The 13,093-nt window shown below is 63.0% G+C and carries 11 protein-coding genes and 1 tRNA gene; 3 read left to right on the top strand and 9 right to left on the bottom strand.

The window, feature by feature from the left end:
- Positions 1–44: 44 nt before the first annotated feature.
- Positions 45–120 (bottom strand) — tRNA-Phe (locus SUTH_RS00915).
- A gap of 195 nt (positions 121–315) precedes the next feature.
- Here SUTH_RS00915 and SUTH_RS00910 point away from each other — a divergent pair.
- Together SUTH_RS00910 and SUTH_RS00905 are read left to right on the top strand one after the other, a co-directional pair.
- Positions 316–630, top strand: coding sequence for a DUF485 domain-containing protein (locus SUTH_RS00910; RefSeq protein ID WP_041096370.1), 315 nt, complete (start codon positions 316–318; stop codon positions 628–630).
- The gene (locus SUTH_RS00905) at positions 627–2,309 is read left to right on the top strand and encodes a cation acetate symporter (RefSeq protein WP_041096368.1); all 1,683 of its coding nucleotides are present in this window, start codon (positions 627–629) and stop codon (positions 2,307–2,309) included. Before SUTH_RS00910 ends, SUTH_RS00905 begins: the two co-directional genes overlap by 4 nt.
- A 210-nt stretch (positions 2,310–2,519) precedes the next feature.
- Here SUTH_RS00905 and SUTH_RS00900 read toward each other — a convergent pair whose 3' ends face one another.
- Together SUTH_RS00900 and SUTH_RS00895 are read right to left on the bottom strand one after the other, a co-directional pair.
- Entirely contained in the window at positions 2,520–4,469 is a 1,950-nt protein-coding gene (locus tag SUTH_RS00900) for a serine/threonine protein kinase (protein ID WP_052473011.1), read from the bottom strand.
- 59 nt (positions 4,470–4,528) lie between these two features.
- Positions 4,529–4,834, bottom strand: a complete 306-nt coding sequence (locus SUTH_RS00895; protein ID WP_041096366.1) for a hypothetical protein — start codon at positions 4,832–4,834, stop codon at positions 4,529–4,531.
- Positions 4,835–4,873: 39 nt separating this feature from the next.
- Between SUTH_RS00895 and SUTH_RS18150 the strand changes: the two genes are divergently transcribed.
- The gene (locus SUTH_RS18150) at positions 4,874–5,464 is read left to right on the top strand and encodes a tetratricopeptide repeat protein (protein ID WP_052473009.1); all 591 of its coding nucleotides are present in this window, start codon (positions 4,874–4,876) and stop codon (positions 5,462–5,464) included.
- A gap of 315 nt (positions 5,465–5,779) precedes the next feature.
- On the opposite strand, the gene SUTH_RS00885 is transcribed toward SUTH_RS18150, so the two are convergent.
- The 6 genes from SUTH_RS00885 to groL all read right to left on the bottom strand — a co-directional run bounded on the left by SUTH_RS00885 (position 5,780) and on the right by groL (position 13,079).
- The gene (locus SUTH_RS00885; RefSeq protein ID WP_041096364.1) at positions 5,780–7,885 is read right to left on the bottom strand and encodes a sodium:solute symporter family protein; all 2,106 of its coding nucleotides are present in this window, start codon (positions 7,883–7,885) and stop codon (positions 5,780–5,782) included.
- Between the two features lies 1 nt (position 7,886).
- On the bottom strand, positions 7,887–8,150 hold the full coding sequence (locus SUTH_RS00880; protein WP_041096362.1) for a DUF4212 domain-containing protein: 264 nt from the start codon (positions 8,148–8,150) through the stop codon (positions 7,887–7,889).
- 180 nt (positions 8,151–8,330) lie between these two features.
- The gene (locus tag SUTH_RS00875) at positions 8,331–9,896 is read right to left on the bottom strand and encodes a sensor histidine kinase (protein ID WP_084207199.1); all 1,566 of its coding nucleotides are present in this window, start codon (positions 9,894–9,896) and stop codon (positions 8,331–8,333) included.
- Complete coding sequence (locus SUTH_RS00870) at positions 9,883–10,578, bottom strand: response regulator (protein ID WP_041096360.1); 696 nt, start codon at positions 10,576–10,578, stop codon at positions 9,883–9,885. Before SUTH_RS00870 ends, SUTH_RS00875 begins: the two co-directional genes overlap by 14 nt.
- Before the next feature lie 60 nt (positions 10,579–10,638).
- The gene (locus SUTH_RS18145; protein WP_052473007.1) at positions 10,639–11,145 is read right to left on the bottom strand and encodes a hypothetical protein; all 507 of its coding nucleotides are present in this window, start codon (positions 11,143–11,145) and stop codon (positions 10,639–10,641) included.
- A 278-nt stretch (positions 11,146–11,423) separates the two neighbouring features.
- A complete protein-coding gene (gene groL / locus SUTH_RS00860) occupies positions 11,424–13,079 on the bottom strand; it encodes a chaperonin GroEL (protein WP_041096358.1) in 1,656 nt (551 codons plus the stop codon).
- Positions 13,080–13,093: the final 14 nt, after the last annotated feature.

The following is a 13,093-nucleotide window of genomic DNA, read 5'->3' as shown; positions in this document are numbered from 1 at the left end:
GTGTAAACAACAGCGGGGGTTCCGAAGAACCCCCGCTCTGATACTGGTGGCCAGGGGCAGAATCGAACTGCCGACACACGGATTTTCAATCCGTTGCTCTACCAACTGAGCTACCTAGCCGGAAAGGCTGCGGATTATAGGCGGTCGGCGCCATGGCGTCAAAGGGCACGTAGCGCTTGCCTGGCAAGGCTGTCGCTGACGGCTGGCTTACGAGCTGCGTAAGGGCGGCGTAAGAGCTCCGCCCTAGGATGCCGCACCGCAACAAATGCGGCACTCCACCCATTGCAACAATCACCTTCCACTCCCGGGGGTTCCATGAAAGAAGAAGACATCGTCGAACGGATTCAGAAGAATCCGAAATTCATGCAGTTCGTCAGCATGCGCAACAGGTACTCGATCATCATGACCATCATGATGATGGTCGTGTATTTCGGCTACATCCTGCTGATCGCCTTCAACAAGCAGTTTCTCGCCAGCAAGATCGCCGACGGCGCCGTGACCTCGGTCGGCATCCCGCTGGGCATCGGCGTGCTCGTCTTCACCATCATCATCACCGCGATCTACGTCCGCCGCGCGAACACCGAGTTCGATGCCACCAAGGATGAAATCGTCAGGGAGGCTTCCAAGTGATCAAGCTCAGGCACATTCTCGGCGGCGCAACCGCCCTCCTCGCGACCGGCTTCGTCATCGCCGCCGGCGCCGACCTCGGCCAGGCGCAGAAGCAGGCCACCAACTGGACCGCCATCGCGATGTTCGCGATCTTCGTCGGCATCACGCTGTGGATCACCAAGTGGGCCGCCGCCAAGACCAAGACCGCGTCGGACTTCTATACGGCCGGCGGCGGCATCACCGGCTTCCAGAACGGCCTGGCGATCGCCGGCGACTACATGTCGGCGGCTTCCTTCCTCGGCATTTCCGCCCTGGTGTTCGGCTCCGGTTTCGACGGCCTGATCTTCTCGATCGGCTGGCTGGTCGGCTGGCCGGTGATCACCTTCCTGATGGCGGAGCGCCTGCGCAACCTCGGCAAGTTCACCTTCGCCGACGTCGCCGGCTACCGCTTCGACGCGGGTCCGATCCGCACCTTCGCGGCCTGCGGCTCGCTGGTCGTGGTGGCCTTTTACCTGATCGCGCAGATGGTCGGCGCCGGCCAGTTGATCAAGCTGCTGTTCGGCCTCGACTACATCGTCGCGGTCAGCATGGTCGGTGCGATCATGATGATCTACGTGCTGTTCGGCGGCATGACGGCGACGACCTGGGTGCAGATCATCAAGGCCTGCATGCTGCTGACCGGCGCCACCTTCATGGCGCTGGCCGTAATGTTCCAGTTCGGCTTCAGCCCCGAGGCGATGTTCGCCAAGGCCGTTGAAGTGCACTCGAAGAAAGACGCCATCATGGGTCCGGGCGCGCTGATCACCGATCCGATTTCGGCCATCTCGGTCGGCATGGCGCTGATGTTCGGCACCGCCGGCCTGCCCCACATCCTGATGCGCTTCTTCACCGTGCCGAGCGCCAAGGAAGCCCGCAAGTCGGTGGCCTGGGCGACGACGTGGATCGGCTACTTCTACATCCTGACCTTCATCATCGGCTTCGGCGCCATCACCAACCTGATCCCCAACCCCATGGACTATTTCGTCAATGGCGAAATCGCCAAGGGGCTGAAGGGCGGCGGCAACATGGCCGCGGTGCATCTGTCGAAGGCGGTCGGCGGCGACCTGTTCATGGGCTTCATTTCCGCCGTGGCCTTCGCCACGATCCTGGCGGTGGTGGCGGGCCTGACGCTGTCCGGCGCTTCCGCCGTATCGCACGACCTGTACGCCTCGGTGTGGCGTCACGGCAACGTGGATAGCGCGACCGAACTGCGCGTGTCGAAGATCACCACGGTGTGCCTGGGCATCTTCGCCGTGCTGCTCGGCATCGTGTTCGAGAAGCAGAACGTCGCCTTCATGGTGATGCTGGCCTTCGCCGTGGCCTGCTCGGCCAACTTCCCGGTGCTGTTCATGTCCGTGTTGTGGAAGGATTGCACCACCAAGGGCGCGGTCGCGGGCGGCACGGTCGGCCTGGTCTCCTCCGTGGCGCTGACCATCATGTCGCCGGCCGTGTGGGAGGCTTCGCTGGGCAATCCGAAGGGTTCCGCGCTGTTCCCCTACGCGTCGTCGGCGATCTTCTCGATGACGGCGGCCTTCGTGGTGATCTACATCGTCTCCAAGCTGGACAACAGCGCCCAGGCGAAGAAGGAACGCGCTGCATTCCCGGCGCAGCTGGTCCGCTCGGAAACCGGTGTCGGCAGCTCCAGCGCCTCCGGCCACTAAGCAATACCGCAGCAAGCAAAGAGCCAGCCCTGCGGGGCTGGCTTTTTTCATCCTGTTTTCCGCAGATGACGCAGATTTTCGCAGATCAAAACGCGGTCCTTCAAAGGGTTGGAGGTACTCGCGGACAAACCCGATGGGTGATGGGGAAAGCGTGCCAAACGTGTTGATCCATCCGCGAAATCTGCGGATCAACTGTTTTTTCTAGAGTCATCAGGGGTTGGCCGCGGTGAAGCGCCGCCGAGGGTCATCCTCGCTCACCCAGTGCTGCTTCCACCACGCGTCGACCTGGGCGCGGGTCCACGGCATGTGTACCAGTATGCCGTCGAGCGCGCTGGCAACTTCAGCGATGGTCTGCGGCCGTGCCGAGGGGTCCTTCTCCAGGCAGCGTCCGATCAGGGCATCGAGCTCCGCCGGCACCTCGTAGGGAGAGCATTCCGAAGCAAGCCGGGGCACGACATGCAGCACCTGGTAGGTCAGGTCGTGTTCCGTTTCGGTCTCGAACAATCGCTTGCCGGTGAGCAGGAAAAAACCCACCGCACCCAGCGCATAGATGTCGGCACGGCCGTCGGCGTCGCTCGGATGGCGAATCCGCTCGGGCGACATGTAGAGCGGCGTGCCGAGGATGCGCATGACGCCGGTGAGATCCCGCGTCTGGTCGCCCGACATCTGCTTGACCAGGCCAAAATCGAGCACCTTGACGACGTCGCGCTCGCCGCGAACCTGGCACAGCATGATGTTCTGCGGCTTGATGTCGCGATGCACCAGCCCGCAGGAATGTGCCTCCCACAGGGACGCACAGGCCTGGCGCAGGATGGATGCGGTGCGCGCGGGCGGCACCGGCCCATAACGCTCGACCAGATCAGCCAGCGAAAGGCCTTCCAGGTATTCCATGGCGTAATAGAACTCGCCGTTCGGCCCGGTGCCGTAGTCGTAGATGGTGATGGTGTTGGGGTGGTGCAGCAGGCTGGAGAGCTGGACTTCGCGCTGGAAGCGCGCGGTCCATTCGTCCGAGGTCGTCTGCGGCTTCAGCACCTTGACGGCCGCCGGGCGCTTGAGCATGCGATGCTGCGCCAGGTACACATTGCTGATGGCGCCTTCGCCGATCTGTCGCAGCAGGCGATAGGGCCCCATCTGCCGGACACGGCCGTCCCGCCGCAGCAGGACCGCCAGAGCGTCGGGTGCCAGGAATCCGGAAAGCCAGACGGCGAAAATCAGCAGCAGGATGATGGCGAAGCCGGTCTGCAGATAAGTCAGCGGCGCATAGGCCTCGCTCGCCTCGATTTCGATCGCCACGCCAATGTCATGATCGCGCAGCCAGCGCCAGGCGCCGATCACCTCGCGGCCGAGATAGTTCGGATAGGGATCAAGCAGCAGGCCTTCGCCCCCTTCACCGCGCGTCGCGACGGCCCGGGTCGCAAGCAGGCTCAGGGCATCCCCCTCCGCGGCGGGAGTGACAAGGCGAAGCGCCAGGCCGCGCTGCCGCAGTTCCTCGACGTGCCGGCTGGGTGACAACAGCCATCCTTCGGCATCGAAAACCATGGCTTCCCCGCTGTGGCCAAGACGCGCGGCCTCGAACAGGCTGGCGAAGCCCTTGTCGACCGGAGAGCCGAGGGCAAGCGCCGCCACTATCCTGCCGTTCCCGGCACGAATCGGCGCCGCGACCCAGGCGCGGCCGATTTGGCGGACGCCGGCACCATCGGTAACGCTGTAAGGCCGAATGAAGGCGGATTGCCCCTTCAACACGAGCGCCAGATGGGCAAGGAAATCCGGCGTTACGCCAAGGCCGACCCGCTCCGCTTCGCTGGCGGCGAGAATCCGGCCGTGCGGATCGGTCACCAGCGCCGCCGTTATGCCAATGGTTGCCGCCTTGCCGAGAATGCCTTGCACAATGCTTACGCCGTCGCCACCGCGACCGGCCGCGAGGCGGGCAATATCGGCCGCCAGCTCTGCATCCGCGGCGAGTTGCTCGGCCTCATTGCGCCGCTCGGAAATCCATTGCTCAAGCGTGCCAATCTGGGTATTGAGCAGCGTCTGCAGACCGGTGGCGCGAATCTCGCGCAAGGAATCGTTGACGTTGCGATAGGCCCATACCCCAACGCCGAGCAAGGCTGCCAGGACCAGCAGCAGGGTGATGCGGGTGCGGTCGAAGTGGGCGTTCACGATTTCCGTGACAGATCAGGCTGCCGGAACGGGTTTCCCCCGCAATGCCGGAGCGAGGATCAAATGCATTGCAGCATGTGGGTGTCGCAATAAAGCCGTTTCAGCCAGGCGAGCGCGATCCAGAGCCAGAACAGCACGGCGAAGGCAATGTAGGGAATATGCTTGTCGATGACCAGCCGCGGCGTGACTTTCCGCATGGCCTTCACCACCGGCCCGGTGATGATCAGGAACAGCTTGTACATGGTGTTGTTGTCGCGGCCCCTGCCCGCCAGCAGGCCCAGCAGGCCCTGCCCGAGCAGGAACAGCATCGCGACCTCGACCAGCGCGCGCAGCACGCCAAGAATGAGTAGTTCAGGGTGGCTCATGGTATGTTTCGGTCTCCGTTATTTTGCTTGGTCAATCTCATGAATTACGATCACTGGCGGCATTATGCCCGCGGCTGGCTGTTCCACTTCTTCGGCCGCGAGGATGCCGCCTTCGAGTCTTACCTTACTGCGTTTAGCATGAATCCGCAGGACGTGCAGTCGGCGCGCCACCTGGCCGCGATCGCGGCGAAGCGGAAAAATTACGAAGTCGCCATCAAGTGGTTCGAGGCGGCGCTGGCGCTGACCCCGGACGATGGCGCCAACTGGTTCAACCTCGGCTACGTCTGCGAACACGCGGGCAAGCCGAAGGAAGCCATCGCCGCGTTCACCGAGGCGGTGCGCCTGGTGCCGCAACAGGACATGGCGTGGTACGGCATGGGTCTGGCGCATGCGCGGCTGGGCCAGCACGAGGAAGCGGTGAAGGCACTGGAAAAGGTGGTCGAGCTGCAGCCCATGAGCGGCGAAGGCTTCTACCAGCTGGGCATGGCCTACCATCATGCCAACCGGCCCGACGACGTCACCGGCATCGTCAAGCGCCTGGTCGGCTTCGAGCCGAAGCGGGCGAGAAAGCTGGTGCAGGATACCCAGCGCGCCGATCTGATGAAACTCATTCCCGAACTTCCTTTCTGATTCAAACAGGCCGTACCGCGGCCTTGTCCCGCAAGGGGATACCGTATCCTCGCCTTCGCTCGGAGACATAAACCTGGAAAAAACAGTTGGTCCGCAGATTTGCGCAGATGGATCAACAAGATTGGAGGGCCTGGCACATCACCCATCGGGTTGCCTGCCGATCGCCTCCAACCCACGGAATTACCACGCTCTAATCTGTGAAAATCTGCGTCATCTGCGGAAAATAGGATAAAAAAACCGGCCCGTGGTTTCCCAGGGGCCGGTTCAACGAGGGTGGGTATGCTCCCTAGCCCTCCTCCTCCTCCATAAGACTTATCAAGTACCCTTGGTGTCCATATCGCCTTCCAGGCTCGGATAGCGCACATGGTCAACCAGTTCCTGGATTTCCTTGTTCGGCGCCGGGGAAATCAGGCTGCCGATGATGATGCCAAGGAAACCGGCGGGAATGCCGAAGGTGCCTGCGGAGATCGGGGCGATATCCCACCACAGCGGTGCATTGACGCCGAAGAACGGATAGGTCATGTACATGTAGTAGGCGCACACACCAAGGCCCAAGCTCATGCCCAGCACCGCGCCGAGGTAGTTGGCGCGCTTCCAGAACACCCCGCAGACCAGCGCCGGGAAGAAGCCCGAGGCTGCCAGCGAGAAGGCCGCGCCGACCAGGAACAGGATGTCGCCCGGCTTCAGGCTGGTGACGTAGGCGGCACACAGCGCCACCACGAGCAACAGGCCCTTGGACACGGCCAGACGGCGAACCGTCGAGGCGTTCGGGTCGATCATCTTGTAGTACAGGTCGTGCGACATCGCGTTGGCGATGGTCAGCAGCAGGCCGTCAGCGGTGGAAAGCGCCGCTGCCAGACCACCCGCCGCCACGAGGCCCGAGATCACGTAGGGCAGACCCGCGATTTCCGGGGTTGCCAGCACGATCAGGTCGCCGCCGAGGACGATTTCCGCCAGTTGCACGATGCCGTCCTTGTTGATGTCGGCAATGTTCATCAGCGTCTTGTCCACCGTGGCCCAGTTGCTGACCCAGGCCGGCAATGCCGAGAAGCTCGAACCCACCAGGTTGCTGTACACCTCGTACTTGGCCAGGATGGCCAGCGCCGGTGCCGTGAAGTACAGCAGGAAGATGAAGAACAGGCCCCAGAACACCGAGACGCGCGCCTCATGCACCGATGGCGTCGTGTAATAGCGCATCAGGATGTGCGGCAGGGCGGCGGTACCGATCATCAGGCACGCGATCAGGGCGAGGAAGTTCTTCTTCGCCTTGGTACGGTTCTTCTCGATCTCTTCCGGCGTCTTCCCACCGACGGCAAAGGCCTCGGCATGCGCCTTGACCGGGGCAGCGCGAGCACCGACACCCTTCTCGGCAGTCCAGGCCTTCTTGGCCGCGGCAGCGTCGGCCGGGAAGTCCTTGATGGACTTCTCCGCGGCTTCAATGGCTTTCGGATCGGGAGTCGCTTCGGCCTTGAGGGCGTTCAGCTTCTCGACCAGCTTGGCCTTTTCCGCCGCGAGGAAGCCGGCGCCGTCCTTTTCCAGGCCCGCCAGCTTGGCGGTGGCCGCGGCAGAACGCTCACGGAATATGGCGCGCACCGACTCTTCCTTGGCGCCCTTGGGCGTGGTCTTGTCGTTGAACTCCTTTTCCAGCGCCGTCACCTTGGGCAGGGCCGAGGTGTAAGCGGCGATCTGCGGGATCGGGATGCCGGTATGCTTCACCGACAGCCAGACCACCGGGATCATGTAGGCCACGATCAGGATGATGTACTGGGCCACCTGGGTCCAGGTCACCGCCTTCATGCCGCCGAGGAAGGAGCAGACCAGGATGCCGGCCAGACCCACGAACACGCCGACCTGGAATTCAAGGCCGGTGAAGCGCGAGGTGATGATGCCGACGCCGTAGATCTGCGCGATCACGTAGGTGAAGGAGCAGGTGATGGCTGCGATCACGCCGATCAGGCGCGGCAGATGGCCGCCGAAGCGCGCACCGAGGAAGTCCGGAATCGTGAACTGACCGAACTTGCGCAGGTAGGGCGCCAGCAGGATCGCCACCAGGCAGTAGCCGCCGGTCCAGCCCAGCACGAAGGCCAAACCGTCATAACCGGACAGGTACAGGGTGCCGGCCATGCCGATGAAGCTGGCGGCGGACATCCAGTCGGCGCCGGTCGCCATGCCGTTGAACAGGGCGGGCACGCGTCGGCCGGCGACGTAGTACTCGCCGACGTCGGCCGTCTTCGACATGAAGCCGATGCCGGCATACAGCATGATGGTGGCGAACAGGAAGATGTAGCCGAGGATCTTGTTCGGCACGCCCATCTGCTCGAGGATGCCGACGACAATGACGAAGGCAACGAAACCGCCGGTATAGAAGCTGTAGTAGCGCTTCAGGTTGGCGGCAAATTGGGATTGGGTAACTTCAGCCATGTTAGTCGAGCTCCCCTTCGTGGACGCCGTATTCCTTGTCCAGGTTGTTCATGTAATGGGCGTAGTACCAAATGATCGCAACGTAGATGATCAAGGAGCCTTGCGCCGACATGTAGAAGCCCAGGGGGCCGATGATGGTGATTTCGTTGAGCTCGCGGGCAAACCAGCCCATGACGAACGTGAACACGAACCAGAGGACGAGCAGAAAGCTGCTCATCTTGAGGTTTATGTTCCAGTACTGCTTGTGTTTTTCAGTGAGTTGCATCTAGCACTCCTCCTTTTTGGCTATACGGCAAACCGGAACAGTTCGCCGTTCTTCCTGGGACGCACCCCGGGTTCCCCGTGTTATGCGCCTACCGTATCCCCGGAGCAGTACCAATGGCATAGATCAACGCCAATTGCCCCAAGATGCCGGCATTGTCGTCCGGCAATCCTGACGGGAAGCTTACAGGCCGACAGGAAAGCTTCCCGAAGCCAATGGCGGCTGGCTCCGCGGACCGTCGCCGCCCTCCAAGTAGCGCGGGAAGCTGACACGGAACAGGCTGCCCCTGCCCTGACTGCCGGCCAGCAGGTCTATCCTGGCCTGGTGCAGCTCGGCGATCTCGGCGGCAATCGGCAGGCCCAGCCCGCTGCCGTCGGCATCGGTTCCCAGCACGCGATAGAAGCGCTCGAAAACATTGGCGCGCTCTTCCGGCGGAATGCCGATGCCGTCATCTTCCACTTCGACCACCGCCAGGGCGCCGGCACGGGTGCGCACCGTGACGTGACCACCGACCGGGGTGTACTTGATTGCATTGTCCACCAGATTGGACAGCAGCTCGCGCAACAGCAAGGGAACGCCGTTGATCAGCAGGGGGCGGCCACTGGCCTCGAAACCGAGGTCTATCCTTTTCGCCAGCGCGCGGACCACCCAGTCCCCGGTGACGCTGCGCGCCAGATCGTCGAGGTCGAGCGGCACCACGCGGTGCACTTTTTCATGGCTGGCCTCGGCGCGGGCCAGGATCAGCAACTGGTTGATCATGTGCGAAGCGCGGTCGGTGCTTTCGGCAATCAGCTGCAGGGCATTGCGCATCTGCACCGGATCGGTTTCCGAAAGGGCGAGTTCGGTCTGGGTCTTGAGCCCTGTGAGCGGCGTGCGCATCTGGTGCGCGGCCTGGGCAATGAAGCGCTGCTGGGCCTGCAGATTCTCTTCCAGCCGCCCCATCATCTCGTTGAAAGCCACCACCAGCGGCCGCACTTCGTCCGGCACGCGATTGACCGGAATCGGTGACAGATCGGTGGGCCGGCGGCGGCGGATGCGCTCGCGCAGCCTGTGCAGGGGGGCGATGCCGCGGGTCAGGCCCAGATACACCAGGATCACCGCCAGCGGAATGATGGCGAATTGCGGCAGCAGCACGCCGGAAATGATCCGCGAGGAAAGCAGTTCCCGCTTGTGCAGGGTTTCCGCCACTTGCACGATGATCGGCGGCAGACCGCTCCTCACGGGAATGAAGGCATAGGCGATCCGCACGTTCTCGGCTTCGATGCGATCGTCGCGAAACATGACCTTGCGCGCTTCAATGTTTGCCGGCAATGTCGGCCAGGGAATTTCCCGGTCGCCGTGAATGATCTTGTTGCTGGGGCCGACCACCTGATAGTAGGTCGTGTCGACATCGTCCGCCCGCAGCAGCGTGCGTGCCGACGCCGGCAGGCTCACCGTCACCCTTCCGCCTTCCACATTCACCAGGCGCACGATGGCGGTGACGTTGTCGGCCAGGGCCTGGTCGTAGGGCTGGTCGGCGATGTAGCTGGCGACGTGGTTGGTGGCGGCGATCGAGATCGGCCACAGCAGCAGCAGCGGCGCCAGCATCCAGTCGAGGATTTCGCCGAACAGAGAATTCGGGTATTCGACATAAAGGAAGGGATTCGGACCGCGCAGGTTCGGCGAGACAGGCGCCGCGGGTTTGTCGAACAGGTCTTCGCTTTGCGGGCCGCCGGGCCCGCCTTGCGCGCCGCGATCAGCTGCGGTCATCAGCGGAAACAGTGGCGTCGGACGGTTTCTCCAGGCAATACCCCAAGCCACGCACCGTTGTAATGCGGGCATCGCCGGGTTCGAGCTTCTTGCGCAGGCGATGGATGTAGACTTCGATGGCATTGTTGCTGACTTCCTCGCCCCAGCTGCACAACTGGTCGACCAGTTGTTCCTTCGCCACCAGGCGCCCGGCACGCAGCAACAGGATTTCGAGCAGCGCCAATTCACGCGCCGAGAGCTCGACGATCTCGCCGTTGAGGCGGGCAATGCGTTCGGACTGGTCGTAGGACAAGGCCCCCACTTCGATCCGCGTCGGATTGCCGGTGCCGCGACGGGTGAGCGCCCTCACCCTGGCAAACAGTTCCGGCAGGGCAAAAGGCTTGGTCAGGTAATCGTCGGCGCCGGCATCCAGCCCGCGTACGCGGTCTTCGACGCCGTCCTGGGCGGTGAGCACCAGTACCGGCATGGTGACTTTGCGCGCCCGCAGTCGCTTGAGCACATCGATCCCCGACAGCCGCGGCAAGCCCAGATCAAGGATCAGCAAATCGTAGGGCTGGGAGAGCAGGGCCGTGTCGGCATCGGCGCCGTTGTTGACGTGGTCGACCGCATAACCGGATTTGCGCAGGGCGGCGATCAAGCCCTGGGAAATGATGCGATCGTCTTCTGCAAGCAGTAGTCTCATGGCGTCATTGTGGCTGGAAATTGGCGGGTGCGACGTTCAGCGCCCCCAGCTTGCCACAAATCAGGCCTTGGGCAAGCGGGCGCTGACACCCGCCCAAAATGCCTCGGCTTTTTGCTTGCCCGCCATCCCCTGAAGGATGACGCGGCATTTTTCCAGCACGACCGCGAGATCCTCCACGCCTTTGGCCTTCTCGATCAGCGCGGTCAGGTCGTCGGCCGCCGGGCCCATGAGGTCAACCAGGGCACGACAGGCATAACGCGAAGCCGATGTCAGCGAAACCTCGATCGGCGGCGAAGCCGGGGTTGCGTGCGCGTGCGCGGTCTCGACTACCGGTGCGGCAGCGGCGGGCGCCGGACCCGTGTCAATCTCGATATACCCCTGCGCCAGCAGCGAATCGAGGATGTCTCCGGTGCTGGGATGGGCGCTTCTGGACAAAAGGCCGCTGCGCGTGGTCTTGTCGTCCACCATGATCAGCATGGTCCGCTCCCGCAATCCGAGCTTGTTGACCCGGGTCGCAATCTCGGTTCTGCCCTTTTCGGTCTTGCGATAGATGCCGTCCTCAGCCATGGGTATCCTCTTTGTAATATGTTTTATGGCTGAATGATAGCGTGTCCGGCGCGGCCTCGGGCAATCGGGAATTTGCGCGGCGCAGCATCCCGAACTCGCTCGCCGTACCGTCAGCGCCGACTTTCAACACGCGAGGCAAAACACCAAAAACAAAACCCCCAACCCTGTTGCCAGAGTCGGGGGTTTCGATGCGACAGGCCCAGTAGGAAGGAGGGTAACGGGAGGGAACCTGGGTTCCCTCCTGTTCCTTCCACTGGATATGAAATCGACAGCGTCGATTACATATCCATGCCACCCATGCCGCCCATGCCACCCATGCCGCCCATGCCACCCATGCCGCCCATGCCGGCCGGCTTGTCCTCGACCATCTCGGCCACCATGCAGTCGGTGGTCAGCATCAGGCCGGCAACGGACGCGGCGTTCTGCAGCGCGGTGCGGGTCACCTTGGTCGGATCCAGCACGCCCATCGCGACCATGTCGCCGTACTCGCCGGTGGCGGCGTTGTAGCCGAAGTTGCCCTTGCCTTCGAGCACCTTGTTGATCACCACCGAGGGCTCGTCGCCGGCATTCGCGGCGATTTCGCGCAGCGGCTGCTCCAGGGCGCGCAGCACGATCTTGATGCCGGCTTCCTGCTCGTGGTTGTCGCCCTTCAGGCTGATCGCAGCGCGGGCGCGCAGCAGCGCAACACCGCCGCCGGCCACGATGCCTTCTTCAACGGCGGCACGCGTGGCGTGCAGCGCGTCTTCGACGCGGGCCTTCTTTTCCTTCATTTCCATTTCGGTCGCGGCGCCGACCTTGATCAGCGCAACACCGCCGGCCAGCTTGGCCACGCGCTCCTGCAGCTTTTCCTTGTCGTAGTCGCTGGTGGCTTCCTCGATCTGGGCGCGGATTTGCGTGACGCGGGCCTTGATCGAATCTTCCTTGCCGGCGCCATCGATCAGCGTGGTGTTTTCCTTGGCGACTTCGACGCGCTTGGCCTGGCCGAGATCAGCCAGGGTGGCCTTCTCCAGCGTGAGGCCGACTTCCTCGGCGATCACCGTGCCGCCGGTCAGGATGGCGATGTCTTCGAGCATGGCCTTGCGGCGGTCGCCGAAGCCCGGGGCCTTGACGGCAACGGTCTTGAGGATGCCGCGGATGTTGTTCACCACCAGGGTGGCCAGGGCTTCACCATCGACATCTTCGGCGATGATCAGCAGCGGACGGCCGGCCTTGGCGACCTGCTCGAGTACGGGCAGCAGGTCACGGATGTTGGAAACCTTCTTGTCGTGCAGCAGGACGAAGGGGTTGTCCAGGATGGCGATCTGCTTGTCCGGGTTGTTGATGAAGTAGGGCGACAGGTAGCCGCGGTCGAACTGCATGCCTTCGACGACTTCGAGTTCGTTCTGCAGGGACTTGCCGTCCTCGACGGTGATCACGCCTTCCTTGCCGACCTTGTCCATCGCATCGGCGATGATCTTGCCGACGTCGGCGTCGGAGTTGGCGGAAATCGAGCCGACCTGGGCGATTTCGTGGGTCGTGGTGCAGGGCTTGGAGATCTTCTTGAGTTCTTCGGTCACGGCGATCACGGCCTTGTCGATGCCGCGCTTGAGATCCATCGGGTTCATGCCGGCGGCGACGAACTTCATGCCTTCGCGGACGATCGACTGGGCCAGCACGGTGGCGGTCGTGGTGCCATCACCGGCGACGTCGGAGGTCTTGGAAGCGACTTCCTTGACCATCTGCGCGCCCATGTTCTCGAACTTGTCCTTGAGTTCGATTTCCTTGGCGACGGAAACGCCGTCCTTGGTCACGGTCGGCGCGCCGAAGGAGCGCTCGAGCACGACGTTGCGACCCTTGGGGCCGAGGGTTACCTTGACGGCGTCGGCCAGAACATTGACGCCATTCACCATGCGCTGACGCGCGGAATCGCCGAAGCGGACTTCTTTAGCTGCCATTTGTATGTATCTCC

Origin of the sequence: Sulfuritalea hydrogenivorans sk43H, assembly GCF_000828635.1 — a bacterium.
GTDB classification, from domain to species: Bacteria; Pseudomonadota; Gammaproteobacteria; order Burkholderiales; family Rhodocyclaceae; genus Sulfuritalea; species Sulfuritalea hydrogenivorans.
Note: the sequence above shows the minus strand (reverse complement) of the source record. Positions and strands in the feature narration are given on the sequence as shown.

What these genes read in the sequence shown, in the direction of transcription:
- SUTH_RS00910 (WP_041096370.1), top strand. Translation starts at nt 316, where the DNA reads ATGAAAGAAGAAGACATCGTCGAACGGATTCAGAAGAATCCGAAATTC.
- SUTH_RS00895 (WP_041096366.1), bottom strand. Translation starts at nt 4,834, where the DNA reads ATGAGCCACCCTGAACTACTCATTCTTGGCGTGCTGCGCGCGCTGGTC.
- SUTH_RS18150 (WP_052473009.1), top strand. Translation starts at nt 4,874, where the DNA reads ATGAATTACGATCACTGGCGGCATTATGCCCGCGGCTGGCTGTTCCAC.
- SUTH_RS00885 (WP_041096364.1), bottom strand. Translation starts at nt 7,885, where the DNA reads ATGGCTGAAGTTACCCAATCCCAATTTGCCGCCAACCTGAAGCGCTAC.
- SUTH_RS00880 (WP_041096362.1), bottom strand. Translation starts at nt 8,150, where the DNA reads ATGCAACTCACTGAAAAACACAAGCAGTACTGGAACATAAACCTCAAG.
- SUTH_RS00875 (WP_084207199.1), bottom strand. Translation starts at nt 9,896, where the DNA reads ATGACCGCAGCTGATCGCGGCGCGCAAGGCGGGCCCGGCGGCCCGCAA.
- SUTH_RS00870 (WP_041096360.1), bottom strand. Translation starts at nt 10,578, where the DNA reads ATGAGACTACTGCTTGCAGAAGACGATCGCATCATTTCCCAGGGCTTG.
- SUTH_RS18145 (WP_052473007.1), bottom strand. Translation starts at nt 11,145, where the DNA reads ATGGCTGAGGACGGCATCTATCGCAAGACCGAAAAGGGCAGAACCGAG.
- groL (WP_041096358.1), bottom strand. Translation starts at nt 13,079, where the DNA reads ATGGCAGCTAAAGAAGTCCGCTTCGGCGATTCCGCGCGTCAGCGCATG.